The following is a 26,764-nucleotide window of genomic DNA, read 5'->3' as shown; positions in this document are numbered from 1 at the left end:
GTAGACAACCAGATTCTTTAACTTATTTTCAAATCAAACGGCATTTTGCGTATCCGTTTTCCTGTTGCAGCAAAAATTGCGTTTGCTAAGGCAGGAGCAAATGGCGGCAGGCCCGGCTCGCCAACACCTTTTATTTTTCCACCTTCGGCTAGTATATGTACATTAACTACAGGCATCTCGTTCATGCGCAGGACAGGATTATCATAAAAATTACTTTCAATTACTTTACCGTCTTTGAATGTGATTCCAGGTTTTATAGCAGCTGTCAGCGCCATTACTACAGCACCTTCCGTCTGATTTTTGACATTATCAGGATTAACCACTTCACCCAGGTCGATAACTGCGGTTACTTTATCAATTTTAACCGTTTTTTGTGCCGGGTCATAACTTACTTCGACCACTTGTGCACACTGACCCGCAAAAAACTTCCATTGTGCTACACCCCGTCCCTTATTTTTTGGCAATGGTTCATCCCAACCAGATAACTCCCTCAATTTCTGAAATACCCTTTTTGTATCCGACGGTTTCGACAACAACTCCATACGGAAATCAAATGGATCTTTACCGGCTTTCACTGCCAGTTCATCAATAAAACATTCGTGGGCAAAAGCCAATGTCGAGCTGGTGACTGATCTCCAGGCTGCTACAGGAACATGGTAATCAGCTCTTACATAAGAGGTCTTCATATGGGGGATTTCATAATCCTGTTCAGCAATACCTTCCACCATCGTTCCATCGACTTTGGTTTTCTCAAAATCTTTTCTTACCGACTCCTGGTAAGAAGGGCTGATCACCTTGTGCTTGAAGGCCACCAATTTTCCATCATCCGAAAAACTGCCACTGAGCTGAGAAAATGTCATCGGTCTGAAAGGCCCTTGCGTGGTAGTATCTTCTCTTGACCAGATCACCTTCACCGGTTTGTCTGTTTGTTTGGCAACGTTCAAAGCTTCAATAACATAATCGGGGTACAGCCGGCGGCCGAAACCGCCGCCAATAAACATAGAATGTAATTTCACGTTCTCCGGTGCAAAACCTGCAAGCTTCGGTACATCATTAACCCCGCCTCCTACAATGGTACTCGGCACCTGGGTGGATGTCCAAATTTCTGCTTTGTCACCCTGCACATGAGCAATGCAGTTCATCGGCTCCAGGGTGTGGTGGGCTATCATAGGTGTTTCATAAAACGCTTCAATTGTATTTTGAGATGATACTTTTATCGTATCGATAGCACCTATGTTTTTATCGATTATTCCTTCCTGGCTTGCAAGTTTACGGAGGTTATTTTCGTATTCCTTAGAGTTAAATGATTCGTGTCCCTTAGTGTCCCATTCTATCTTCAGCTTTTTGCGTCCCTGCAATGCGTTCCAGTAAGAATCTGCGATAACTGCCACTCCGGTGAAATGATGCTTACCAACAATTCTTTCTGCTTCCACCACCTTTTGAACTCCCGCGACTTTCAATGCATCATCGGCATTAAAGCTTTTCAACGTCCCGCCTAATACAGGGCAGCGCTCTATTGTTGCATAAAGCATATCCGGTACGATCACGTCAATACCGAATACAGCCTTACCAGTGGTCTTCAGGGGAATATCAGGCCTTTTAGAGACCTTCCCCAGTATTTTAAAATCTTTAGGATCCTTGAGTCTGGGCTCTTTAGGAAGTTCAATCTTCGAGGCTTCCTCTACCAATTCACCGTAACTAAGGCTTTTATTCGATGGCTGATGAATTACTTTTCCATCTTCGGCATAGCAAGTGCTTTCATCCACCTGCCACTTTGCTGCTGCGGCAGTAATAAATACAGTTTTTGCTGCCGCGCCAATTTTGCGCATGTCGTTATAAGTAGTTCTGATAGATGAGCTCCCTCCGGCACGCTGACGATCGCCAAACTCTTTTTCGCCACTTGTATTTTTGATTGTGATCTGATCCAGGGAAACTTCAAACTCTTCTGCGATCATAGCAGGCATCGACTGAAAGGTTCCCTGCCCCATTTCGGGTTTGGTATTAAAAATGGTGATGTTCCCGTTAGATTCAACAAGTATTAAAGGGTTAAAATTCTTTGCTGTCGCGACGTTCGAAACTTTGCGCGTACTTCCTTTAGCCGAAATACCCAGCCAAAGCGCGACACCCGCTGTACCCGTAGTTTTTATAAAATGACGTCTCGAAATCCCGTTCATCATTTAGCCCTTTCTATTTCGCCTTTGCGCTTGGCACATAGGCGCCCTTTGCAATCCATAAACGAACCTTTGCAGCAAATGCAGCCCTTGTCATAGGGGGCAACGTGCGTCCCTCGCCCGGATGCCATGCCCAGCCAACCAAGCCATCGTTAGTCATATGATCGATCAGCTGTGCTTTAGTGCGCCCACCGTTCTGTTTAGGGTCGAGCAGTTGTATTGCCAACTGCCGCGGCGTACGTCCCTGGAACACCATACGCATATTTGCAGGTGGCAATCCCCATTTAGGATTTCCCGGAGGCAAATGTACCCCTGGATCATTTTCAGCCTGATGGCAATTACTGCAGCGCATGGAATAAACCCCATGCCCATCTACTCCTCGCTTAACATTCATCGTATGTATATGATTGTCATCGCCCTGCAAAGGTTGATCGCCTGCCGGATGGCAATTCATACACCGCGGACTCATCAGCACTTTATAGACCGACATGAATGCCCTTACCGAGCCTATGCTGTCTTTCACTACAGTAGCAGTATTGTTCTTTTTCTTTGCCGGTTCCGTCTTAAAAGATAATGCTATGATACTTGTGACCATTAGCATTATGCTCAAAAAGATCAGTTTCTTCATGATTTGGCCCCCTCCTTTGCCAACTCCGCAGCTCTGTGAATAGCTGCCCTGATACGCTGATAGGTGCCACAACGACAAATGTTGCCAGACATAGCATCGTCAATATCCTGATCGGTTGGATTGGGATTTTCACGCAACAATACTGCGGCCGACATCAATTGCCCCGATTGGCAATAACCACATTGCGGCACGTTCATTTCGTTCCATGCTAGTTGTAAAGGATGGTTGTTGTTAGCAGAAAGTCCTTCAATAGTCACTATCTGCTGACCTGCTGCACGACTTAATTTAGTACAGCAAGAGCGTATGGACTCTCCGTTGAGGTGTACAGTGCAAGCACCGCACTGCGCCGCCCCGCAACCATATTTTGTACCTGTAAGGCCCAGGATATCCCTAATGGCCCACAATAAGGGCATATTTGGGTCTGCGTCTATATCGTGCCGCTGCCCGTTGACTGTGACGGTAATCATAAGCTTGTGTATTGGTTTGAACTGTGATTATGCTAATATAAAGTTGAGAAAAATTATGCTGTAATGACTAATAAAAATCAAACAAAAAGTTAAGCATTTCAAACATTTGTTTTTATGGCTGGTGGCCTTAATTAAGCATCCTGAACTTTAAAGGCGTATAACCGACGCGTTGCTTAAATAGTCGCGCAAAATGCTGGGGATATTTGAAGCCCAATTCGTAAGCAATTTCACTAACGGTTTTGTTTGTATCGAATATCTTTTCTTTAGCCATATCGATCAGTTTGGATTGTATATATTCCTGGGCTGTCTTGCCCGTTTCTTTTTTAACCAGGTCACCAAAATAGTTTGGAGATAAATTGAGTACATCCGCACAATAGGCAACAGAAGGCAATCCGATCGTTTGCGGCTTTTCAGACCGGAAGTAATCATTCAACAGATGCTCGAATCTTTCCAGGACACCTTTGTGCACATGATCGCGGGTAATGAACTGCCTGTCGTAAAAGCGGGCGCAATAACCCAAAAGCAATTCGATATTAGTTGCAATCAATCTTTTGCTGTGCTTGTCAATGGCATGGTCTAATTCATAATCAATTTTTGAAAAACAATCCAGGACAATTTCTCTTTCGCGGTCCGATAGGTGAAGCGCCTCTTTTGATTGATAGCCAAAAAAGGTATAATCCTGCATATGTCGCCCAAGCGCAGTGCCATGGATAAAATCTGGGTGAAATACTACACCGTAGCCTTTAGGCTGGTAAATTTCACCATTGCTATTCACACCGGCCACCTGTCCGGGTGCCATAAAAACCAGCGTTCCTTCCTGGTAATCGTATGTATTTCTACCATACACCAGATCACCACATTTCACATCCTTCAGGAATATCGTATAGAAACCAAAATACATGCGGGAGCCGGTCCTGGGAGCTGCTTTTGAAAAATCAACAACGCTCACCAGCGGATGTTTGGTGACATTATTATTGAAAGCGTTGTACTCGCTGATCGTATTGAATCTTCGCATGTTTTCCATATCCTTCATTTACTATATCAAAGTTATCACTTTATTCAGTAGCTGGTTCACGGTTGATGTCGAATCAGTAATAATGGTATACATACCCGTAATCTGTATCCTGTCAGAGCAGATAAAAGGTCAGACCTTTGTTTTGTCAAAATGGAATTATGCAAAAAATCAAGTTAAATAACGGCGTTGAAATGCCCATCCTGGGATTCGGTGTATTCCAGGTAACAAACCTGGCCGAATGTGAAAGAAGCGTGGTAGATGCAATTGAAACCGGTTATCGTTTGATTGATACTGCAGCTTCTTATATGAACGAAGAAGCCGTAGGTAAAGCTATCAGGCGCAGTGGAGTACCAAGGGAAGAGTTGTTTATCACAACCAAGCTCTGGATACAGTCTGACGGTCAAGCAGGGACGAAAAAGGCTTTTGAAAATTCAATGAAAAAGCTGCAATTGGATTACCTGGACCTGTATCTTATGCATCAGCCCTTTGGGGATGTTTATGGCGAATGGCGCGCAATGCAAGAACTGTACAAAGAAGGGAAGGTTAGAGCCATAGGTGTAAGCAATTTTCACCCGGACAGGTTGATCGACCTCATCGTTCATAATGATATCGTTCCGGCCGTAAACCAGGTAGAAACGCATCCTTTCCATCAGCAGAACGAAGCGCAGCAATTCATGATAGAAAACAATGTGCAGATCGAATCCTGGGGCCCGTTTGCCGAAGGAAAAAACGGCATCTTCCATAACGAACTGCTGCAATCAATTGCAAACAAGCACAACAAATCAATTGCCCAGATAATCCTTCGGTGGCTTACACAAAGGGGTGTGGTGGCTATCCCAAAATCAGTCCGCAAAGAAAGGATGGCGGAGAACCTCAATTGCCTCGAATTTGAGCTGAGCAGCGAGGATATGGAAGCCATCAAAACTTTGGATACTAACGAAAGCAGCTTCTTTGACCACCGGGACCCGGCAATGGTGAAATGGCTCGGGGAAAGAAAACTGGATATTTAATCACAATAAAAATGACCATACAAATTAAAATCATGAAAAAAGCAATTATCGCGTTCTTATTGTGCATAGGCACTGTACAACTTTCACACGCTCAGGCAAGTTTACCAGCTTCGCCACCAGCAAATCCTTCAAAAGAAGAACAGGAACTCCTTGAGCTGTCTAAGAGTAAATGGACATGGATGGCAGACAAAAATGTTGAAACCTTAAACGGATTATTCGACGAGAAATGCGTTTTTGTACATATGGGCGGTAGCTGGGGTAAGACCCAGGAATTAAATACGATAAAAAGCGGGATGATTTGGTACAAAAAAGCCGAAGTCTACGGGGCATCAGTAAACATCTTTGGCAATACGGCTATCTTGTTAAATGATATCGACCTGCTCGCAGTAGTCGGCGGAAACGAAGTTACTCATGCTTTTATGGTTACTGAAGTTTATCTCAAAGAAAATGGCAAATGGAAAATGGGCTCGCTCACCTTCTCTACCCTGCTCAGGCCGGTTAAAATGAAATAATAATAAGAGTCACCGCTGTTCGAAGTCTTTGACTTACGTCCCTGCAGGGTCTCCTGAAAAGGAGCTCTGCAGTACCCCCTGTAGCTTTGCTAAAATTTGCAGATCAAGGTATTGATCAATAATTATTTAAAAGCTTTGTCCGAGGGAAAGATAAAAAACACCTGTCCTTGCTGAGGTAGCGCCGATATTTAAATCGCTTTTTTGGAGTATATTAGTAAAACCCAGTTCAAAATTAACCCCAATAGCGGTTCCGCCAGCCGTTTGAAAGCCAAGTAGCATGGTAGCTCCAAAGTCGGTCGACTTGAAATCGCCGTTACTGCCAAATTTTATTTTCTGGGTTGTTGGCACATCAGATTCAGTGTTCCGGCAAGTTCCGTTTAAGCCTATTGAGGCATATGGTCCCCCACCTAAAAATAGGTTTGCACCCTCCTGCCCAATCGGCAAATGGCCAATAAAATCTACGGGGATCTCAAAGTAATGTAATCGGTATTCTTCGTCTACTACATAATTGGCCGTTTCATTAATTGTACCACCTTTGCCCTGGTAAAATATACCTGGCCTTATAGAAAAGAAGTCGTTAAATTTAAAATCAGCATTTATACCCGCCGAAATTGGGGTTGCAACGTTAGCATCAACATATAACTGTTCAGGTGCTTTCGTATAAAAACCAGCAGAACTTGATCCCCCTGCTATTCCAAAGGTTATTGTTTTGTCGCCATAGCCATAGTTTTGTGCAAATGTGATGGTGTGTACCAGCGCCAGGCCTAAAATGAGTAGAAATCTCTTCATATAATTGTATAAGGTTTAGGCGGCAAAGATAGAAAATTATTTATTTTGGGCGGATTTTAGCCGATTAGATTCCAGGATTCTGTAGCGAGCATTTTACCAAAGCAATAAATCATAAATTTATGTCCCTGCAGATTCTGTGATAAAGATGTTTCTTCGGTTGACTACGAAGTAAATCAAAATGCTTCATTAATTACTCGGGGACTCAAATAGGAAGCAGATCTTCTATTGTGATGACCGAAGCACTCCCGCTACATGAATATTGCCAACATGCCGGCTGGACGGAAGGGCAATCGGCAGCATAATTCTGGCCACCTGCAGTTCCGGCCTGACGGACTTCTGTTGAGCAAAAGCCACCGCCGTTCGAAGTCTCTGACTAAGAATATTTACTACAAACAACAGGCAGCAGGAAACAACTTTTATCACAATTGCTCCTTAAGGGGCCTGCCTTCAAGTGCCAGGCCGATGTTGGTCAGTAATTCTGGTTCTACATGGTGCCCATCAACCACCCGCCATGCGCCAAACTTGCTGGCAATAAAGAATCCGTTTCCCATAGCATTAATAATATGGAAACCTTGATCGCTGCCCAGTCTTTCCGGTCTTGCTTCAAAACGTAACAGGGCTCCTGTGGAAGGGTCTTTGACAAATAACTCCATAACTAGTAGTTTTGATTAATGATATAACCGAGATTTGGCATAGTGGTTTATCAAAAGATAACTTAAAGAGAGGAAATGCAGGTATACAAATTGACTGACCGGGATATTGAACAGTTCAATGATCAGGGTTATTTACTTATCAAAGGCTTTTTCAGCAAAGAAGAAACCGATAAAATGTTCGGGGAAGCAATAGCTGACGATGCTATGCAAAAGAATGCACTCGACGTGAATGACAAATCAGGAAAAAAAAGCCGACTCTCGTTATGGTTCACCCCTGGCGATGATGTATTTGGCTATATGACGCGTAGTGCGCGAATGACACAAGCTGTTGGTAAGCTACTTGGCGCAGGTGCCCCTATTTGCCATTTTCATTCCAAGCTGATGCAAAAAGAGCCTAAAGTTGGCGGTGCATGGGAATGGCACCAGGATTATGGCTATTGGTATAAAAATCAGTTTATGTTCCCAGATCAGTTAATCAGTGTCATGCTCGCCCTTACTCCGGCTAATAAAGAAAATGGTTGCCTACAGGTAATTAAGGGCTCTCATAAACTAGGCAGAGTTAATCATGGCTTTGCCGGTGAGCAAGTGGGTGCCGATATGGTGATGGTTAATAACGCACTAAAAACAATGGAACTGGTTTATTGTGAACTGCAGCCAGGCGATGCCTTGTTTTTCCATAGTAATTTATTGCACCGTTCAGAAGCAAATCTGTCCGATTATCCCCGCTGGTCTATCATTTCATGTTATTCATTGCAATCCAATCTGGCTTATAATGAAACCTCTACGTCTTGGAAAACACCGGTTGACGTTGTCCCCGATGAAGCGATCCTTGAATGGGAATCCGGTTCATTTGCGGAAAATGACTTTCTCAAGAAAGAAAACGATCCCGCCCTGAAAGATACAGGCTGGGAAAAAGAGGGAAACTAAAAAAATTCCTATCGTCGCTCCGTCTTCTTAGCGAGGTATTATCTACAAATTTCGATCATTAAATAACGAAAAAAATAGTTATAAATTAGTAATGCTTTTAAGTTTGGAATATTAGAGTTAACTTCATTTTTCAATGACCTTAAAAACATTCCTGCCAATTATTACCTTAAGCCTGTTTGTTGCCCGTGCAATTGCCCAAAACGCACCGGATACCCCTTTTTATTCTAAGGCAGAAATGCATGTTGTTGATGTTTACAATAAAACTATCGGCGATCAATCGGAAATATACAATGGGCCTCAATATAATCCTCCGCCCAAAGCATATAGAGGCTCTCCATATTTTTTGGATTCGGCATCGGTTCAGCCAGCCAATATCCGGTACAATGGGACAGCGTATAAAGATGTTCCAATTCTATATGATGCGTACGACGACTTGATGATTTCCGTATCGCATAGTATCCTTTACTCGGTTCGAAGTGAAAAGCTTTCAGACGTATTTTTAGAAGGGCATCATTTTGTTTATCTGCTGGAGTCGAAGAATTTCAACCTGGCAACCGGATATTATGACCAGCTATACGATGGTCCATCCGAAGTATTGGTTAAAAGAAAACGTGGGGTAGTCAAACGGGTCGATCAGCAATCCGTGCAGGTGATTTATGAGCTTGATGATGTAATTTATATCAAAAAGGGTTCTGATTATCTGCCGGTAAACAGTAAGCAATCCGTTTTGAATGTATTTAAAAGCAAGGCGAAGCAGTTAAAAGATTATATATCTGCTAACAAAATCTCATTCCGGAAGGATAAAGAACATTCAATAGCCCAATTGGCAGCCTATTACGACCAGATTAGTCATTAGTATGAGAAAATATTACCTGGCGTTACTTATTATCATCAGGCTGTCTGTCTGGGCTCAAGCGCAGCAAAGTCAGACCAGCCTGATCGATGTTGATTATAATCAGGCTGGTATTTCTCAAATTGTAAATGACCTGAAATCAAAAACAGATTTCCATTTTTATTACAACCCTGCCCAATTTGATAGCCTGAGGGTCACGTTGGCTCTACATCAAAAGCCCCTGAATATTATATTGGATATGGTGTTTGAAAAAACGAGTTTCCATTATGTAATAACAGACCAACAGGAGGTAATATTGACCAAAAACCTGCAGATCAATACGGACATGACCGGATATGCTGACAATAAATCAGCCCCTCCCCCTGCAGATAACACTATAACAGATTACTCAAACCCTACGGAGACCAAAATAAGTTCAGGTGCGTCTTCCGAAAATAAACTTTATACGGTAGGAAATCCTACTAGTCACCCGAAGGGCAAGGCGATCATGACCGGCTACGTACGTAATATAAATTCAGGGGAAGCAGTTGTAGGTGCCAGCATTTACGAGGCTGAGGCACATACCCGCGTTATTACTGACCAGTTTGGCTATTACTCCATTGCCCTGCCGTCCGGACGTCATATATTGAGTATCAAGGCCCCGGCCATGCGCGACACCCGCAGAAACATCGCACTTTATTCTAACGGCAGCCTGAATATTGACATGAAGGAACAAGTGATCTCGCTGAAAGAAGTAAAAATATCAGCCGAGAAGGTGGCTAATGTGCGCAGCACAGAAATGGGCGTAGCAAAGTTGGATATAAAAAGTATCAAACAAGTGCCGACGGTTTTTGGCGAAGCTGACGTTTTAAGGGTGGTGCTGACGTTACCCGGAGTTCAAACTGTGGGTGAAGCAAGCACAGGCTTTAATGTACGAGGCGGTTCGGTTGACCAGAACCTGATTTTACTAAACGGTTCGACGATTTATAATCCATCACACTTCTTTGGTTTCTTTTCTGCTTTTGATCCGGATCTGGTAAAAGATATAGAATTATATAAAAGCAGCATTCCCGAAAAATTCGGAGGCCGTTTATCTTCCGTGCTCGACATTACAGAACGCGATGGCAACAACAAAAAATTCACAGGTTCGGCCGGGATAGGCCTGCTTACCAGCAGGTTTAATATAGAAGGCCCTATTGTAAAAGACAAAACTTCGATCATTTTTGGCGGACGTACGACTTATGCAGACTGGCTGCTGAAAGCGCTGCCCGCTGCTTACAAAAACAGCAGTGCCTCATTTTATGATCTCGATCTTAATATTAGTCATCATATTAACGAAAATAACTCTATCTATTTGTCCGGTTATTTGAGTCATGACGGATTTAAGCTGAATAGCGACACAGACTACAGTTACGGCAACCGCAATGCCATCTTGAAGTGGAAACACAATTTCAGTAATAAGCTATTCGGAGTGGTAGCTGGTGGATGGGATAGCTATAATTACGCCATATCAAGCCGGGAAAACCCGGTTAATGCCTATCGTTTTCATTTCAATATTACCCAGCTTGACCTGAAGGCAGATTTTACTTACTATTTAAGCTCCAAACATACCATATCCTTTGGCCTTAGTTCCATTCATTACAAAATAGATCCGGGCAGTAACGAACCATTAGGTACTGCTTCAGAAACCACCAACATTACCATACCTGCTGAACGGGCTTTGGAAAGTGCATTATACGCAGGCGATAAGTACGACATTACCTCAGCGCTTTCGGTAAGCTTAGGACTTCGTTATTCTCTCTATAACTATCTTGGACCTCAGCTTATCAGACAGTACGCGCCGGGTGTAGCCCGTATTCCCGGGAACGTTGCAGATAGTATTTATCATGGTAACGGTATAATAAACACCTACGGTGGCCCTGAGATACGTGCCTCAGTGAGATATATCATTAACGATGATTTGTCTGTTAAAGCCAGCTACAACACATTGCGTCAATATATTAACCTGCTATCAAATACCACGGCCGTATCACCAACAGATATATGGAAACTCAGTGATCCAAATATCAAACCTCAAACCGGCAATCAGCTATCATTGGGCCTGTATAAAAACTTTAACTCAAACACGATAGAAACCTCGACAGAAGGCTATTATAAATACTTGAATAATTATCTGGACTATCGAAGCGGAGCAACACTTATTTTAAATCCTCATATTGAAACTGATGTAGTCGAGACAAAGGGGAAAGCTTACGGTGTTGAATTTTTGATTAAGAAAAACACAGGGCAGTTAAACGGATGGATCAGTTACACCTATTCACGTACGTTCCTTAAACAAAACGATCCTGGGGGCGGCATTCCAATAAATGGCGGTAGTTATTATCCTGCCAATTATGATAAACCGCATGCGTTAAATTTCATAGGCAACTATCGTTTTACGCACCGGTATAGTTTTTCGGTTAATGCTGTTTATAGTACAGGCAGACCGATTACCTACCCTATTGGCGAATATTATTATGACGGAGCCGAGCGTGTGCTTTATTCGGACAGAAACCAATATCGTATTCCTGATTATTTCAGAATGGATATATCTGTCAACCTGGATGGCAATCATAAGGTGCATCAACGCTTTCATAATTCGTGGACATTTGGTGTCTACAACATTACAGGTTATAACAATGCATATTCAACATACTTTGTGGAGCAGGGTGGCAATATACAGGGTTACAAGCTATCAATTTTTGCTAATCCAATTCCATTTGTCAATTATAATATCAGGTTCTGATGGCAGGGATGAAAAAATATAAAACATGGATTATCCTGATGCTCACGGCATTGTGCATCCCGGCATCAGCCAGCTATGGACAGGTTTTATCTGGCTTGCAAAACAATTTTAATGCGAGCCAAAAATGGAATCTGCGCGAAAAGCTATTCATGCACATTAATAAGAGCTTTTATGTAGCTGGTGAGATACTTTGGTTTAAAATATATTGTACCGACGGCAGCAATAATAAACCGCTAAGCCTGAGCAAAGTAGCATATGTTGAATTATTGGATGAAAATCATAATGCAGCAGTACAAAGTATGGTGGAGCTTAATGATGGTACCGGTAGTGGCTCGCTATACTTGCCATTTTCGCTCAATAGCGGGCATTATTTAATCAGGTCGTACACCAGCTGGATGAGAAACTATGATTCCGGGTATTTCTTTGAAGGGCGGGTTGACATTATCAATCCCCGTAAGCTTACAACAGAGACAAAAGCTTCTCCCCTGGAATATGATGTCCATTTTTTCCCCGAAGGTGGCCACCTGGTTTCTGGGATAAGTAATAGAGTAGCATTCAAAGCAACGGGAAGTGATGGCAAAGGTGCAACATGCGCCGGAGTGATAATTGCAAGTCGTGGTGACACGGCAGTAAAATTCAATACGCTTAAGTTCGGTATCGGGAGTTTTAACTTTAAGCCTAAAGCCGGCGAAACTTACAAAGCGGTTATCAAAGTAAACGACCAGACTTTAACCAGGGAACTGCCACAGGTTTATCAATCGGGGTATACGCTGAAAGTAACAGATGATGGGGACAAATTGAATGCAACTGTCCAAAACCCAGACAGTTTATCTGCGCAAACTGCCTATATCTTAGTTCATAATAGCCATGTTATTAAGCAAGCCGATGAGATACATCTGATTAAAGGTTCAGCCAATATTTTAATAGAAAAGAATAAGCTGGATGAAGGCATTAGCTATATTACACTATTTGATGGGCAGTACAGACCTTTATGTGAGAGATTAATTTTTAAAAGGCCCGCCGGCAAGCTACTTATCCGCGCGCAGTCGGATAGACAGACATATGGCACCAGAAAGAAGGTGATATTAAACCTATCGGCGAATAATGAAATGAATAATCTTGCTGCAGCCGACCTTTCTGTGTCGGTCTTTCGGGCAGATGATCTTCAAAATAAAAGCCCCGATCATATCCGCGGGTATTTATGGTTGCGGGCTGGCTTAAAAGGATATATTGAATCGCCTGATTACTATTTGGAAAATACTGATAAGGAAGCTAATGAAGCGCTGGATAACTTATTGCTGTCGCAGGGATGGACTCAGTTCGACTGGAACAGCATATCAGCAGGTAATACTTTCAAAATCAAATATTTGCCCGAATACACCGGACCTATCGTAACTGGCCGCTTGATAAATACTTTAAGTAATAAACCCGCATCTGGTATTACAGCCTATCTTACAGTCAATGGTAATCCACAGCAGTTTCATATAGCGCAAAGCGACTCTATGGGAAGGGTATTATTCAATACACAAAATTTCTATGGTCTTCATGAGATGGTTGCCCAAACCAATACTAGGGCTGATAGCAGTTATCGTATTGATATCCAAAGCCCTTTTGCTGAACGCGATACAACAATACATCTCAAAACATTCGCCTTCAGTCAGGACATTAAAAGAACCTTGATTGAAAACAGTTTAAACATGCAGGTTCAAAACATCTTTGCGGCTGAACAAATTAAGCAGTTCGATAAGTCATTAACAGATAGCTCCTGGTTCTTTGGCAAACCGACTAAGACTTATAAGTTGGATGATTACACCCGTTTCACTACAATGGAAGAAGTATTAAGAGAATATGTGGGCTCCATTACAGTAGCTAAACGCCAGGGCAAATTTATTATCCGCACTTATAACGGCGATCAACTGCTTGGAGAACCGTTAGTGCTATTGGATGGTATACCTGTATTTGATGCTGATAAGCTATTTAAGTGGGATCCGTTGAGGATTAAAGCACTTGATGTGGTCGCTCAGAATTATATTTACGGGCCAGTGTTATTTAGTGGCATATTGAGTTTTACTACTTATAAAGGCGATGGCAGTAATATTGAGATAGACCCTCATGCAGTAATGCTGGATTATGAAGGCTTGCAGCTGCAGCGCAAATTTTATTCACCAGTTTATGATTCAGACGAACAGACAAATAGCACTATACCTGACTTTAGGACAGCGTTATACTGGAATCCAAAAGTAAACACCGGCTCGGACGGAAAAGCCCGTTTGGCATTTTATACCAGCGATAAAGGTGGACAATATATGGGCATTATTGAGGGAAATACAGTTGATGGCAGATGCGGCAGTGGTGTTTTTACCTTTGAGGTAAAAAAGTAATCATCGCCAAAAAGGCGGGGTGGCAGTTTTCCCACGTATGGTACAATCCACACAAAGCTTTGTCGAATAACTCACTGCCGTGGGGCCACCAAATGGGTTTGGCGGAGGCAGATACAGCCCCTGTACGGCCTCATAAAGGTCACCGTGGTGAATATAGTTGTCGGTTTGAGCCATCTCCAGTGGAGTTTTCGGAGGATTGACGAGAAAAGCTGTATCCAATTCACATTCTGCCGGGTATACCGTTTTATATGACGATGGGAGCTGCTCCTTTGAAATGAATATGCGTTTATAGGCCACATTGCCCACGCTCAGATAACCCACAACTAACTCATTAGGATTAGTAACACAATGATAGTTTGTTGGCGTTTCTGATGGCATCACATCAAACACACTTCCCAACTTTTCAGTATTGCTTTGAAGATTGAGCCAAAAAGCATAAGCATCAGAAGTTAATGCATATTGCTTAACCAAGATACTGTACTTCATTTCTATTTTTTCAGACCTCGCATCTATTGTTGTTATGGGAGCCTGGTACATCACATCGCTCAAAAGTTTGATCGTTGACGCGATGATAACATTTGAAGAGCTATCGTTTGTAAAACAGTAATATATCTGATTTTCGGGTTTTCGTGCCCCTGATTTTGTCCAGGAAGAATTATACTGAGAATGAAATTGCCATGCTTCTGAGTAATCCCACCTGTAATAGCGGGTAGAATTAGACGCATCATGCGAATTGACATATATCTTCATTGCCGATGGTTGAGTAATAAACCCTATACTATCAATTGGCGGGGAGTTTTTTACCGGCACATAATCCGAAACATATTCTTTTGCCTCGGACGTTTTTATTCTTAATCTGTAATTGCGAGTCACATCAATAGTAAATGGTGAGGCTGCGTAGACCCCCGGCCTGATCTCTGCCAATGGGATCGTAACATTCGCATCATTTTCTATGGTCACCAGCGCGTTTGTTTCCGGTAAAATAGTTTTTGAAGTATCAATCTTTTTAGTCCGGCTTAGCTTGATAAAAGTAGAGTCATTCCCCGTGATTTCCCCCTCAACTACCAAATACCTTTTATTCCCTGATTGATTAAGAACGGGTGTAAAAGGCTTTTTGCAGCTAACGGCTAACAAGACTATACAGACCAGGACGAATAAACTTTTCATTATTTTTCGGGGCTCGTTGCCAACCTTTGAGGTTTATAATTATCTAATATCGCTTTTATTTTTCCAATACAGCGTCAGTTGATAATTAAAAAATTAGTTTTTATTTCCAATAAGAGGGAGGGGTTCGCTTTCCGCGCAATGTGCAATCGACACACAGCTTCGTTGAAAAATTGTAAGCAGAAGGTAATCCAAATGGGTTGGCCGGTTGCAGATACAGTGCATTAACAATGCCATAAGGAGAACTTGCCGGTATAAGAATGTTTTCCAGGTATGATCCTGATCGGGGAGGATTTAACCAGGCTGTATCCAGTTGGCACCCATATGGATAATCTGTAGTATAATGAGGGAGCTGCGAGGCGGTTATGAATATTCGTTTTTGGCTTACATTACCTGCCGAAAGGTACCCTACTACCAATTCGCCCGGGTTAGAAACACAATGGAAATTGCTTTGCGTTTCGGAAGGCAAAACGTCAAATATACTGCCGAGTTTCTCTGTGTTTTTTTGCAAGGTTTCCCAAAACTCGTAGGCATCGCTCGTCAACGCATACTGTTTTACAAGTATGCTGTATTTGGTTTCAACTTTTTCAGCGCTCCCCGATATAAACGTCATTGGTGCTTCACTTACGATGTCTTTATTTAATTTGGTTGTTGATGCAATAAGCACGCTGGTCGAGCTATCGCTTCCAAAACAATTGTACACCTGCTGACTTACAGTTCTGGCCTTTATGGAATCGATACCATTGCTATAGTATCCCGAGGGATATTCGCTATGAAATTGCCAGGTTTCAGTAAAGTCCCAGCGGTAATACCGGGTTGCATTGGCATCGTCATGGGCATTTACGTATATCTGAACACCGGAGCTTTTAGCGTTAAACCCGACACTGTCAATCGGCGGAGCGTTTTTTAATGGCACAAAATCAGATAAATATTCTTTGGCATCAGAGGTTTTAACGCGGAGACGGTATTTATGCGAGTTGTCTAAATTTAAAGGTCCTACAGCATAAGTGCCGCTTCGGATTTCTGCTAAAGGGAAACTGCCGCCTGCATCGTTTTCAATAGTAACCTGTGCATTGTTTTCAGCAACGATCGTTCTTAATGTGTCTATATTTTTGCTCCGGCTAAGCTTAATGAATGTTGAATCATTCCCGCTGATTATTCCCTCGATAACGAGATATCTTTTATCCGATTGATTAAGTACTGGTGTGAAGGGCTTTTTGCAGGTTATAATCAGTAATGCTAAGCATGTAATTGCTAATATATTCTTCATCATGTTCAGCGACTGCCTGGATACAAGGTTTTTTAACAATACAATATCGGTTTTATTTGGTGAATATCAAATATGATCCATTACCAGTACGGCGGCCCCTTTTACTTCCCCTGTTCTCAATTTTGCAATCGCCTCATTAGCCTGCGACAATTTGAATGACTCTGTTTGAGTATGCACTTTCGTCGACTTGAGAAGGTCAAAAAAATTGAGCCCGTCTTCGCGGGTTAAATTAGCCACCGAACGGACCATACGCTCCTGCCAAAGCAAATCATACGAAAATGCCGGTATTTCACTCATGTGTATGCCTCCGCATATTACTGTTCCGCCCTTATCAAGATCCTGCAAGGCTTTTGGAATCAGTTCACCGGCCGCGGCAAAAATAATTGAAGCGTCAAGCTTCTCAGGAGGTATAGCTGAACTGTCGCCAACCCACTGTGCTCCAAGTTCGCGTGCAAATGCCTGCGATTGGGTATCTCCTTCTCTTGTAAAAGCAAACACCTTTTTATTCTGTGCAATGGCAATTTGTATTAGGATATGCGCGGCTGCACCGAAACCGTACATTCCAATATTTTTCGCTTTCGGGTCAATCATTCGATACGACCGGAAGCCGATAAGCCCGGCACAAAGCAATGGTGCCGATCCTGCGTTATGATAATGTTCTGAAAGCTTAAAACAATATTTAGAAAAAGCTACTGTGTACTGCGCATACCCACCATCCAACGTATATCCGGTGAACTTTGCATTTTCACATAGATTTTCCTTATCCTGCCGGCAATATTTGCATTTGCCACAAGTGTAACCCAACCATGGAACTCCAACTAAGTCGTTTTCTTTAATGCCGGTAACCTTTTTACCCGCAGACATTACTCTGCCAATGATTTCATGGCCAGGGATTAAAGGTAGCTTGGGTTTGTTGAGTTCACCATCTAATACATGCAAATCGGTACGACAAATACCACAGGCGATGATTTTGATCAAAACCTGTTCAACACCAAATTCAGGAAGGGGTACCTGTTTTAAAACAAGAGGCTTACCGACACCTTCGAATATCATAGCCTGCATCATAGGTGTTTGCATTTTGCTATACGCTAAAGACAAAAACGTTAATAGGTTTACTCTGTATGTAATATAAGTAATAATAAGATATTTTCAGGATTTGTATTGAAATAAGTCAAAGCTTACTGCAATAATTTGCTAGTTAAACACAAATGTTTATATCTTTATACTTTCGCTACTAAATGTAGCATCTCATCTACCTAAATTATACTTAATTAATTAAACTATAATTTTACCTCTGAGAACTATGAGGCTGCTAAATTCATATCGGGACGATGAATTGGTTACCCTTTTAACACAAGGCGATGAGGCTGCGTTCAGCGAGATCTACGAACGCTACTGGCTTAAACTTTATAATGAAAGCCATAAAAGACTAAAAGATAAAGAGCTTTGTGCTGATATTATACAAGATGTTTTTGCCGACCTATGGCTGAACAGGGAGGACAGGAAAATCGAAAATCTTGCGGCTTACTTATGTACCGCTGTTCGATACCGTGTGTTTTCTTTGTATAAAAAGGAAAAGAATATGGGCCGCTTTGTGGAGCCTATTGAATTTATAGTCGCTTCAGCTTCGGATCCGGCTTCGATTTTCTTTGAGAAAGAAATACGTGGGTGTATTGAGATCTGGCTGAATATGCAACCGGAGAAAAGGAAGCAAGTTTTCATTATGAAATTTGGCCAGGATCTGTCGACCCGTGAGATCAGCGAGATACTGCATGTTTCGCAAAAAACAGTACAAAATCAGTTCACAACCTCGTTAAGATTGCTCCGTGTGCATTTAGGAAAGATCATATCCTTATTGCTCTGATATCCCAACATTCCCTTCACTTCCTGCTCATAGATAATCATTGTAATTTTTTTATAAAAATTTTAGAAGTGCGTGGGAGATTCATACATGTTTTGATACATGTATAAAAAAACACTTATGCCCCCGCAACTAAAGAAAGATTTTTTTAAGCTGGTAGAAAAGTATTTAAACGGCAGTGCATCCGCTGAAGAGATAAGGATCATTGAAGATTATTATTCCCACTTTTCTAATGATCCGGATATTACCGAAAGCTTGAATGAAGAAGAGATTAGCGCACTTAAAGCTACCCTTCGGCTGAAAATAGACAATCGCATCGGTCGCATTCAAAAACGGGTTATCCCTATTTATAGAAAGAAATCATTCCAGGTGGCAGCATCTATTTTATTGTTTTTGATGCTTTCGTTGTTTGCCGCAAACCAGCTCAGGCATAAACAGATGGTACTCCGGGCGCAAAATCATGACCTGCCGCCTGGCGGAAGTAAGGCGATCTTAACCCTTTCCGATGGATCAAAAATTAACCTGAATAATATAAAAAACGGTTCGTTAACCCTGCAGCCTGGCGCTCATATTGTTAAACAAAGCGGGCATTTGGACTATCAGGCCGCCTCGGACAACTCAAGTTCAATCCAGGCAAGCTATAATACCCTCACCACGCCTAAAGGCGGCCAATACCAGCTAACACTTCCCGATGGAACGAAAGTGTGGTTAAATGCCGCTTCCTCATTAAAGTTCCCAACTGCGTTTTCGGGCAGCGAAAGGGTTGTTGAGTTAACGGGCGAAGCTTATTTTGACGTCGTACACAATTCAAAACAACCATTTAAAGTAAAAACTGCCGGGCAAATTGTACAAGATATAGGCACCCAATTTGATGTAAATTCCTATGCAGACGAAGAAGCGGTAGCAACTACCCTGGTTGAAGGCAGCGTGAAAATATATCACGCCCAAGGGCAAACAATGATCAGGCCCGGGCAGCAATATTTATTAAAATCCAATAGCATGTCAGAAGTAAAAACTGATGTGGATGTTGATGAAGCGACCGCCTGGAAAAGTGGCATGTTTCAATTTAACAATGCTGATATAAAAACCATCATGCGACAAATAAGCAGGTGGTACAACGTAGATGTTGAATATTCGGGGCAGATACCGGTATCAACCTACCACGGCCGGATTTCAAGAAACTCAAATGCATCAACGGTTTTAAAAATACTGGAATTAAGCGGTATAAACTTTACTATAGAAGGGAGGAAAATTATAGTAAAATAATCACTGGTAGATAAAAGCTAAAAGGCTGGGCCTGATAGCTCACCAGCAAAAAAGCCGGAACGTGTTGCGAGCACCTCCGGCAAAATGGCTGGGCTAAATAAGATGGAGTAACCTAATCTATTCTAAACCCAAAAACCAAACAAATGTATGGAAATTTCTACTATTAATCCGTTGAGGTATAACTACCCGCGGCTTAAAAAGATAATGTTGGTTATGAAACTAACTATTGCTCTTGTCACAGTGTTATGTCTGCACCTACATGCAGCCACATTCGGACAGAACATAACAATAACAAATAAAAACGCAAAACTTGAAAGGGTTTTAAGCGAAATCGAAAAACAAAGCGGTTATACATTCTGGTACAAAACAGATATTATAAAGCAATCCTATAAAGTTTCATTAGACGTAAAGAACCTTAACCTGGAGAATACGCTTGAGCTTTGCTTTAAAGATTTGCCCATAACCTATAAAATAGTACAGAAAACAATTGTACTGACGGAAAAAACGCCCGCAAACGCAGAAGTCACGCCCGCCGCTCCTATTAACATAAGCGGTAAAGTGCTCGATGACATGGGTATTCCGCTTCCGGGTGCGACGATACGGGTGAAGGGCACAAACACCGTTACCTCAACCGACGTAAACGGTAATTTTAAAATAACGGTACCCGATAAATCTGCTGTTCTGACAGTATCATTTATTGGTTATGCTGAACAGGAAGTTACGGTCGGCGACAGGACCAGTATTACCATCAGCTTAAAGCCATCAGCAAGTTCGTTACAAAATGTCGAAATTACTACGGCTTTAGGCATCAAACGTGAAACAAGATCATTAGGATATTCGGCCCAGACAATTTCAGGAGCTGACCTGGATAAAGTAAACCCGCCGAATATTTCCGAAGGTCTGATGGGAAAAATAGCAGGATTGAACATTACCACACCTAACGGTGTTGAAGGCGCTTCCACACGTGTCGTGCTCAGAGGGAATAATAATCTTTACGGCAATAACCAGGCTTTGATCGTTTTAGATAACGTTATAATTGATAACGAGCCGGTACAGCCAAAAGGCATTATTCAATCTTATAGTGATGCATTAAATCTAGGCAACACCGACGTATCACAGCCCCCAATAGACAACGGTTCTTTTTTAAACAGCTTAAATTCGGATGATATAGAAAGCGTCACCGTATTGAAGGGACCAACGGCAGCAGCCTTGTATGGCGCGCGCGGAGCCAACGGCGCTCTTGTTATCGTTACTAAAAAAGGTTCAAAAAAGAAGGGATTTGGCGTTGATTATAATTATTCATACCGCGCTAACGACCCATACCGTTTTATAAAATTGCAGGATGAATATGGTAATGGTATGACCGAAGACCTTTATTCGGCCAATCCGTTTTTTTATAAAGACGGCAATGGAAATAACCGGCAAGAACAAATAGGCGGAGACCCCTATGGCTCTTTGGGCAACATACCGGGCGCTTATGTTAGCCCGGGAGTTACCAGCGCTGCGGGCGGCCCATTTTATAACTATATTGGCTTCCCGGGCGATGGTGCATCATGGGGGCCAAAAATGGAAGGCCAGCCATTGGTTTGGTGGGATGGCACAACCAGGCCATACACCGGCAATCCTAATATTTTCAAGAGTTTTTATAGAACCGGCAACACACAAACGCATAATGTATCTCTTTCGGGTGGAGGTGACTTTGGAACACTGCGTGTATCCTATACCAGGTCGACAAATGACGAAATAACTTACAACAGCCACAACGCGACAAACACATTTAATATCGGTTCCTCTATCAACATCAGCCCTAAAGTAAAAGTTGATGCGACCGCGAGCTATATTAACCTGAATAAATTTAATCCGCCAAACATATATGGTGAAAGTGGAACCGGAAGCGCTGGTATTGGTGTTGGCTATATGACGGTATATAATTTACCGGCTGATTACAAACCCCTTGAGAGAGGCTTAACCACGTTACCTGACGGATCGCAAAATCCTATATTGAAACAGTCGCCATTTGAATATGGGCAGCAATATTACTGGTGGAACGTTTTTAATAACACCACTACGCTCACACAAAATCAATTCATAGGATCTATTTCGCTTAACGCTGAAGTCACCCCTTGGTTGAAAGCTGTTGGCAATGTTGGCTTAAATTACTACACTAACCAGTTTGTAACCAAAAACTATCCTACAGATGCTGCGGGATTAATTGGAAGTTATGGCTATGACCTTGCAAGAACATCTACCAATAACCTGGATGGCCGTTTAGTTTTCCATAAAGATAAACTGTTAAAGGATTTTAATGCCAGTCTTTCACTCGGCGCAAGGCATTATTATACCAATATGTATGATATTGCAACAAACAATCCAGGTCCATTTAATTATCCGTTCGTTTTCAATGTTAGTAACTATAATGGCAATGCGCCAACTGTACTTAACCCTACAGAGAACAGGAACGAGATGGAAATAAATACGGTATATGGGTTACTTAATCTTTCTTACAAAAATTATTTATTTTTAGATCTCTCGGGAACTAATGATTGGTCTTCAACACTGCGCCCATCACGTTGGAGTTATTTTTATCCATCAGCAAGTTTGAGCTTCGTTTTCACCGACGCGTTTGACATGAGTTCAGTAAAAAACTGGCTGAGCTATGGTAAATTGAGAATCAGTGAGGCTCAAAGTGCCAATGCATACCAACCTTATCAAACCGGACTTATTTATGTGCCTGTAGCCGGTAATACGCCTGGTTTTCCAACTGGCTTAAATTTGCCGGGCACGTACCCTACCAATATTCAACCGCAGCGTTCCAGATCTTTTGAGATCGGGCCTGATCTGGGCTTCTTTAATGACCGTTTAAATGTAAATTTCACTTACTATAATACCTATTCAGACCACCAGATATTGACTATTAAGACCCCAGCTTCATCCGGTGTTAACGGCGTTTTGATCAACTCGGGAGCTTTGCGTAACAGGGGTGTTGAGTTAACGGTAAATGCTAAGGTAATTAAGACCGCAGATTTTTCCTGGGACGTAACCGTAAATGCGGCGCATAACCAAAATAAGGTTGTAGAATTGGAGCCTGGCCTTAATTCACTTCAGTTGGGTTCATGGTTTGGAAGCAATGGCGTAACCATGAAGGTTGACGTTGGCAGCGATTACGGCGCCATATATGGCCGGGATTATAAATATGCGCCTAATGGTCAGAAAATAGTAAACCTGGTGTACGCGGATGGTTATAATACAGGGACTGGACCTGTGTTGGGAGCGCAATATGCTACCACAGATAATTTTGTTAAAATTGGTGATGCCACACCAAAACTGACAGGTGGTATTTCTCAAACTTTCCGCTATAAAAATTTCAGCTTATATGTTTTGACTGACTTTAAAATTGGCGGCCAAATCTGGTCTGGAGATTATGCAACTATAATGGGCCAGGGCATGGCACCTGAAACGGTATGGGAAAGAGATGGCCACGGATTGCCGTATACTTATCCCGATGGCACCAAAGCTAATGTTGGTGTAATTTTACCTGGAGTTGTACAAGGTTCAACACCAGGCACGTATGTACCAAACACCAATGTGGTAAACGCCTGGTGGAAATATGCAGGTAATTATCAATCGTGGGATAATGATCCTATAGTACGTACCAATTCCATATTTAATGATTCATGGGGAAAATTGCGTGAGGTATCTCTTACTTACAGACTGCCGAACGAGTTGGTACAAAAAACCAAGGTCTTTCAAAACCTGTCGGTTTCATTGATAGGCCGCAACCTGTTCTACCTGTTCACCACCTTGCCGGATAAAATTAATCCTGAAAGTACTGTTAGTAGCGGGAATGTTCAGGGTATACAATTCGGCGGTTTGCCTGGCGTACGTTCTTACGGTTTTACTGTAAAAGCAGGGTTTTAATATGATTTTAAAAATTAAAAAAGAAACGTTATGTTAAAGCATCATAATATAAAACATTGGATGAAAGCAATGGCCCTGGCGGTCCTTATTGCTTCAATCCTTGCGTCCTGTACGAAAAATTTTCTAAAAGAAAATGCGCCCTATAGTGGCCCGGCATCAGCAACGTTGCCACAGCTTTATGTGGGTATAGGAGCAAATATAGATCGTTCCGCCAATATCGGGAACTGGTCCGCCGCAAGATGGCTGTACCCTATTACGCAGTTGGGCGCGGTGTATGCCATATCGGATTATTCTTTCGTAGAGGGGACGAGCTGGAGCGAATTTTATGCGAATCTACCTGCAATGAATCAAATGCTGAATACTATGGCAAAGAGCCCCGATTCCGCAACCTATACCAATGCCATCGCCATGGTAAAGGTACTAAGGGCGTACCAGGCCATTGAGCTATCTAATTTGTATGGCGACATACCTTATTTTAAGGCAGGAAAGGCATTTTCGGGAAATACCGCTGACCTTGTTGTGCCTTACGATAAACAACAGCAGGTGTATCTTTCTTGTTTAAGTGACTTAACCTGGGCTGTCAATCATTTTACCGCCAACGGTCCACAATTTTCATTCAATTCGAACGAGTTCCTTTTAGCCAACGATATTGGCCAATGGAAAAAATTCGCTAACTCCCTTCGCTTGCGTTATGCGTTAACTATGTATGACAAAGATAGTGCGGATGCCGGACCGATTATTGCCGATGCACTGACCAAGCCGTTGTTAACGGACGCGGTTGCCGATGTAGTTGGTCTTAGCCAAACAAATATACCCGGCATATCATTCGATATTGATGGGGCCGGACGAGGCTTCTTTTTTCACTCGGAAAGTCGTGCGCGAATGGGCAGCACGCTGTGGAATTTATTTAGCAACAATAACAACACCGACGGCACCGGGATATTTGACCTGAGGTGTAAAATATTTTTTGAGGTAAATGGAGACACTTCAGGAACTGTTGGCGTAGACACATCTAACCATGTTAAAGGCAAATGGGTGCCTTATCCGCAAAACCCGGTTACGCCTATATCCGATGGCGGAGACCCTTATAATGTGGAGAGAGACCCTGATAATAAGGGTTGGTCGGCACATAAGGCGGCGAATTTATATTCAGATTATAATTATTACCTTGGGCGTGACGGCATTATAAACGGATCAACCGGTGCATGTCCTGAAATTTTTATTTCAGCAGCTGAAGTACATTTTTTGAAAGCTGAAGCATATGCAAGAGGCGCCGGCGTTGCGCAGAATATGGCTTCGGCAAAAGCTGAGTATGAAGCAGGCGTAACAGCTTCGCTTACTTTCTGGAAAAACATGGCGTTTAATTCATCAATTTGGGTAGTGAATAAACCTACATCCGCTACGCCAACTAATGCCGAGATTAACGCTGTATTAACCAATCCAAAAGTAGCCTTTAATGCCGGCAATGCCCTTAGCCTGATCTATGCGCAGGAATGGGTAGACTTGTTCCGCCAGCCATGGGTAGCCTGGACCTTAATGAGAAGGACCGGCAATGCCACTCCCCAGGACGCCAGCAATCCGGCAGGCTACACACAAAATTACGGCAGCTTACAGCGTTATCAATATCCAGCAGACGAATCCCAGTTCAATAATACCAATTGGAAAGCTGCTACTGGAGGTAATGATCTTACAAGTACCAAAATTTGGATAACGAAATGATTTTGTTGAGAGAATAAGTTGATGCGATAAGCCCCGGGTTGTAAAGCCCGGGGCTTTTAGTTTTTCTGCAATCTCTATAGTGAATATTCTCTCTAGTAGATACAAAGTAATAGGTCATAAAACAAAAAAGCTTCACAATCATTGCCTTATACCCAAATCGATACCGTTCCATACGACTGTATTTATACAGAGCAAATTTCACTTTTTACCTACTTGATTAACAGCGAACTATATCAAAAAAACAAGAAGCAAGCAACAAAATCATACTTGCCCGGTCTTTGTCTAAACAGCAAATTATTCAGCTATTATCCTTGTTAATTATAGTTTTTGGGTGGATTCCCTTATGATAAGTTTCGTTGGTAAAATTACCTCCTCGGCAATAAAATGCTTTTTAAATATATGCTTCATCAACAGTTCACAACTTTTCCTGCCTATCTCCTTGGCTGGTTCTTCTACGGTAGTTAAAGTGGGAGAAATAATTTCAGACATCGGGTCATTTGTAAACCCAATAATGCCTATTTGCTTACCTATTTTTATTTTCTTTTTCTTTAGAGTCAGCATAGCACCAATAGCTTTTCTGTCGTTAACAGCGAAGACTGCATCTGGTTTTTCTTTGCATTTTAACAATTGCATCATGTCTGCTGAACCGCAGTTTTGCGTAAACCCTGAATGAATAATCCATTCTTTTTTAATGGGGAAACCATGCTCTTTAAGTGCCAAAAGGTAACCTTCCATTCTTTTTTCGGTAAAAAGCAAGCCCGTTGGTCCTGTGATATGCGCAATTTTTTTATACCCGCTTTTAATTAAATGGTCAACGGCAGCGTAGGCTCCATTAAAATCATCCTGCATTACTTTGGAAGTGTCTATGTGAGCTGCAACCCTATCAAAAAAAACGATCGGTATGCCCATATTGATGATTTTGGTAAAGTGCTCGCTTTGATCCGAATCTGAGGATACGCAAAGTAGAAGTCCATCAATGTTACCCGGAGAAATATCATATAAGATGTCTTTTTCGCGTTCTGCAGAATCATTGGTTACATAAAGGACAATATTGTAACCGTTTTTATAGGCCACTTCCTGTATACCGGAAATAACCGTGGAGAAATAATAATTCACAACTGCAGGTAAAACAATCCCTATGTTATGAGAGCTATTTGTTACTAAACCTATCGCATTATAATTAGGTTTATAGTTCATTTCCAATGCTTTATTAAGAACTTGCTGTCGTGTTTCCTGATTTACATCATAAGCATCTCTTAACGCCCTTGAAACAGTAGCTACCGAAATATTTAATTCTTTTGCGATATCTTTTATAGTAACAGCATGCGGCTTCATTATTAAAAGTGATTAAGACATACAATTTAATCTTTAAAACACTAATATTCAATTTTAGTGG

General features: G+C 42.0%; 20 protein-coding genes. 10 read left to right on the top strand and 10 right to left on the bottom strand.

What is annotated here, in order from left to right:
- Positions 1 to 17: 17 nt before the first annotated feature.
- The 4 genes from Q3A68_RS19330 to Q3A68_RS19315 form a co-directional block, all read right to left on the bottom strand.
- Complete coding sequence (locus Q3A68_RS19330; protein ID WP_302902774.1) at positions 18 to 2,177, bottom strand: xanthine dehydrogenase family protein molybdopterin-binding subunit; 2,160 nt, start codon at positions 2,175 to 2,177, stop codon at positions 18 to 20.
- 10 nt (positions 2,178 to 2,187) lie between these two features.
- A complete protein-coding gene (locus Q3A68_RS19325) occupies positions 2,188 to 2,799 on the bottom strand; it encodes a hypothetical protein (protein WP_302902773.1) in 612 nt (203 codons plus the stop codon).
- Positions 2,796 to 3,266 carry a (2Fe-2S)-binding protein gene (locus Q3A68_RS19320; protein WP_302902772.1) on the bottom strand — a complete coding sequence of 157 codons (471 nt, stop codon included), beginning with the start codon at positions 3,264 to 3,266 and terminating at the stop codon, positions 2,796 to 2,798. The genes Q3A68_RS19325 and Q3A68_RS19320 overlap by 4 nt, the downstream gene beginning before the upstream one ends.
- Positions 3,267 to 3,393: 127 nt before the next feature.
- Entirely contained in the window at positions 3,394 to 4,290 is an 897-nt protein-coding gene (locus tag Q3A68_RS19315; RefSeq protein WP_302902771.1) for a helix-turn-helix domain-containing protein, read from the bottom strand.
- A 149-nt stretch (positions 4,291 to 4,439) separates the two neighbouring features.
- On the opposite strand from Q3A68_RS19315, the gene Q3A68_RS19310 reads away from it, so the two are divergent.
- Both Q3A68_RS19310 and Q3A68_RS19305 read left to right on the top strand, forming a co-directional pair.
- The gene (locus Q3A68_RS19310; RefSeq protein ID WP_302902770.1) at positions 4,440 to 5,291 is read left to right on the top strand and encodes an aldo/keto reductase; all 852 of its coding nucleotides are present in this window, start codon (positions 4,440 to 4,442) and stop codon (positions 5,289 to 5,291) included.
- Between the two features lie 32 nt (positions 5,292 to 5,323).
- A complete protein-coding gene (locus Q3A68_RS19305; RefSeq protein ID WP_302902769.1) occupies positions 5,324 to 5,803 on the top strand; it encodes a nuclear transport factor 2 family protein in 480 nt (159 codons plus the stop codon).
- 126 nt (positions 5,804 to 5,929) lie between these two features.
- On the opposite strand, the gene Q3A68_RS19300 is transcribed toward Q3A68_RS19305, so the two are convergent.
- Positions 5,930 to 6,592 (bottom strand): outer membrane beta-barrel protein, encoded by a 663-nt coding sequence (locus Q3A68_RS19300; RefSeq protein ID WP_302902768.1) that lies wholly within the window; start codon positions 6,590 to 6,592, stop codon positions 5,930 to 5,932.
- 419 nt (positions 6,593 to 7,011) lie between these two features.
- Entirely contained in the window at positions 7,012 to 7,245 is a 234-nt protein-coding gene (locus tag Q3A68_RS19295; RefSeq protein ID WP_302902767.1) for a hypothetical protein, read from the bottom strand.
- 75 nt (positions 7,246 to 7,320) lie between these two features.
- On the opposite strand from Q3A68_RS19295, the gene Q3A68_RS19290 reads away from it, so the two are divergent.
- From Q3A68_RS19290 to Q3A68_RS19275, 4 genes are all read left to right on the top strand, one after another.
- Positions 7,321 to 8,172, top strand: a complete 852-nt coding sequence (locus Q3A68_RS19290; RefSeq protein WP_302902766.1) for a phytanoyl-CoA dioxygenase family protein — start codon at positions 7,321 to 7,323, stop codon at positions 8,170 to 8,172.
- Positions 8,173 to 8,305: 133 nt separating this feature from the next.
- Complete coding sequence (locus Q3A68_RS19285) at positions 8,306 to 9,028, top strand: hypothetical protein (RefSeq protein ID WP_302902765.1); 723 nt, start codon at positions 8,306 to 8,308, stop codon at positions 9,026 to 9,028.
- A gap of 1 nt (position 9,029) precedes the next feature.
- On the top strand, positions 9,030 to 11,789 hold the full coding sequence (locus Q3A68_RS19280) for a TonB-dependent receptor (RefSeq protein WP_302902764.1): 2,760 nt from the start codon (positions 9,030 to 9,032) through the stop codon (positions 11,787 to 11,789).
- Between the two features lie 8 nt (positions 11,790 to 11,797).
- Entirely contained in the window at positions 11,798 to 14,170 is a 2,373-nt protein-coding gene (locus Q3A68_RS19275) for a hypothetical protein (protein WP_302902763.1), read from the top strand.
- Here the strand turns inward: Q3A68_RS19275 and Q3A68_RS19270 are convergent, their stop codons facing one another.
- From Q3A68_RS19270 to Q3A68_RS19260, 3 genes are all read right to left on the bottom strand, one after another.
- Positions 14,171 to 15,337 (bottom strand): DUF4249 domain-containing protein, encoded by a 1,167-nt coding sequence (locus Q3A68_RS19270; RefSeq protein ID WP_302902762.1) that lies wholly within the window; start codon positions 15,335 to 15,337, stop codon positions 14,171 to 14,173.
- Between the two features lie 100 nt (positions 15,338 to 15,437).
- Positions 15,438 to 16,643 (bottom strand): DUF4249 domain-containing protein, encoded by a 1,206-nt coding sequence (locus Q3A68_RS19265; RefSeq protein WP_302902761.1) that lies wholly within the window; start codon positions 16,641 to 16,643, stop codon positions 15,438 to 15,440.
- Positions 16,644 to 16,670: 27 nt separating this feature from the next.
- Positions 16,671 to 17,681: a zinc-dependent alcohol dehydrogenase family protein gene (locus Q3A68_RS19260; RefSeq protein ID WP_302902760.1), complete on the bottom strand. Its 1,011-nt coding sequence runs from the start codon at positions 17,679 to 17,681 to the stop codon at positions 16,671 to 16,673.
- A 226-nt stretch (positions 17,682 to 17,907) separates the two neighbouring features.
- Between Q3A68_RS19260 and Q3A68_RS19255 the strand changes: the two genes are divergently transcribed.
- From Q3A68_RS19255 to Q3A68_RS19240, 4 genes are all read left to right on the top strand, one after another.
- The gene (locus Q3A68_RS19255; RefSeq protein WP_302902759.1) at positions 17,908 to 18,468 is read left to right on the top strand and encodes an RNA polymerase sigma factor; all 561 of its coding nucleotides are present in this window, start codon (positions 17,908 to 17,910) and stop codon (positions 18,466 to 18,468) included.
- Between the two features lie 117 nt (positions 18,469 to 18,585).
- Positions 18,586 to 19,731 carry a FecR family protein gene (locus Q3A68_RS19250; RefSeq protein WP_302902758.1) on the top strand — a complete coding sequence of 382 codons (1,146 nt, stop codon included), beginning with the start codon at positions 18,586 to 18,588 and terminating at the stop codon, positions 19,729 to 19,731.
- A gap of 213 nt (positions 19,732 to 19,944) precedes the next feature.
- The gene (locus tag Q3A68_RS19245; protein ID WP_302902757.1) at positions 19,945 to 23,649 is read left to right on the top strand and encodes a SusC/RagA family TonB-linked outer membrane protein; all 3,705 of its coding nucleotides are present in this window, start codon (positions 19,945 to 19,947) and stop codon (positions 23,647 to 23,649) included.
- Between the two features lie 30 nt (positions 23,650 to 23,679).
- Positions 23,680 to 25,368, top strand: a complete 1,689-nt coding sequence (locus tag Q3A68_RS19240; RefSeq protein WP_302902756.1) for a SusD/RagB family nutrient-binding outer membrane lipoprotein — start codon at positions 23,680 to 23,682, stop codon at positions 25,366 to 25,368.
- A gap of 318 nt (positions 25,369 to 25,686) precedes the next feature.
- Here the strand turns inward: Q3A68_RS19240 and Q3A68_RS19235 are convergent, their stop codons facing one another.
- Entirely contained in the window at positions 25,687 to 26,703 is a 1,017-nt protein-coding gene (locus tag Q3A68_RS19235; RefSeq protein WP_302902755.1) for a LacI family DNA-binding transcriptional regulator, read from the bottom strand.
- Positions 26,704 to 26,764: the final 61 nt, after the last annotated feature.

Source organism: Mucilaginibacter tolerans (assembly GCF_030519375.1).
Taxonomy (GTDB): domain Bacteria; phylum Bacteroidota; class Bacteroidia; order Sphingobacteriales; family Sphingobacteriaceae; genus Mucilaginibacter.
Note: the sequence above shows the minus strand (reverse complement) of the source record. Positions and strands in the feature narration are given on the sequence as shown.

What these genes read in the sequence shown, in the direction of transcription:
- Q3A68_RS19315 (WP_302902771.1), bottom strand. Translation starts at nt 4,290, where the DNA reads ATGGAAAACATGCGAAGATTCAATACGATCAGCGAGTACAACGCTTTC.
- Q3A68_RS19330 (WP_302902774.1), bottom strand. Translation starts at nt 2,177, where the DNA reads ATGATGAACGGGATTTCGAGACGTCATTTTATAAAAACTACGGGTACA.
- Q3A68_RS19260 (WP_302902760.1), bottom strand. Translation starts at nt 17,681, where the DNA reads ATGCAAACACCTATGATGCAGGCTATGATATTCGAAGGTGTCGGTAAG.
- Q3A68_RS19320 (WP_302902772.1), bottom strand. Translation starts at nt 3,266, where the DNA reads ATGATTACCGTCACAGTCAACGGGCAGCGGCACGATATAGACGCAGAC.
- Q3A68_RS19235 (WP_302902755.1), bottom strand. Translation starts at nt 26,703, where the DNA reads ATGAAGCCGCATGCTGTTACTATAAAAGATATCGCAAAAGAATTAAAT.
- Q3A68_RS19255 (WP_302902759.1), top strand. Translation starts at nt 17,908, where the DNA reads ATGAGGCTGCTAAATTCATATCGGGACGATGAATTGGTTACCCTTTTA.
- Q3A68_RS19245 (WP_302902757.1), top strand. Translation starts at nt 19,945, where the DNA reads ATGAAACTAACTATTGCTCTTGTCACAGTGTTATGTCTGCACCTACAT.
- Q3A68_RS19325 (WP_302902773.1), bottom strand. Translation starts at nt 2,799, where the DNA reads ATGAAGAAACTGATCTTTTTGAGCATAATGCTAATGGTCACAAGTATC.
- Q3A68_RS19300 (WP_302902768.1), bottom strand. Translation starts at nt 6,592, where the DNA reads ATGAAGAGATTTCTACTCATTTTAGGCCTGGCGCTGGTACACACCATC.
- Q3A68_RS19305 (WP_302902769.1), top strand. Translation starts at nt 5,324, where the DNA reads ATGAAAAAAGCAATTATCGCGTTCTTATTGTGCATAGGCACTGTACAA.
- Q3A68_RS19270 (WP_302902762.1), bottom strand. Translation starts at nt 15,337, where the DNA reads ATGAAAAGTTTATTCGTCCTGGTCTGTATAGTCTTGTTAGCCGTTAGC.
- Q3A68_RS19240 (WP_302902756.1), top strand. Translation starts at nt 23,680, where the DNA reads ATGTTAAAGCATCATAATATAAAACATTGGATGAAAGCAATGGCCCTG.
- Q3A68_RS19310 (WP_302902770.1), top strand. Translation starts at nt 4,440, where the DNA reads ATGCAAAAAATCAAGTTAAATAACGGCGTTGAAATGCCCATCCTGGGA.
- Q3A68_RS19250 (WP_302902758.1), top strand. Translation starts at nt 18,586, where the DNA reads ATGCCCCCGCAACTAAAGAAAGATTTTTTTAAGCTGGTAGAAAAGTAT.
- Q3A68_RS19275 (WP_302902763.1), top strand. Translation starts at nt 11,798, where the DNA reads ATGAAAAAATATAAAACATGGATTATCCTGATGCTCACGGCATTGTGC.
- Q3A68_RS19285 (WP_302902765.1), top strand. Translation starts at nt 8,306, where the DNA reads ATGACCTTAAAAACATTCCTGCCAATTATTACCTTAAGCCTGTTTGTT.
- Q3A68_RS19290 (WP_302902766.1), top strand. Translation starts at nt 7,321, where the DNA reads ATGCAGGTATACAAATTGACTGACCGGGATATTGAACAGTTCAATGAT.
- Q3A68_RS19280 (WP_302902764.1), top strand. Translation starts at nt 9,030, where the DNA reads ATGAGAAAATATTACCTGGCGTTACTTATTATCATCAGGCTGTCTGTC.
- Q3A68_RS19295 (WP_302902767.1), bottom strand. Translation starts at nt 7,245, where the DNA reads ATGGAGTTATTTGTCAAAGACCCTTCCACAGGAGCCCTGTTACGTTTT.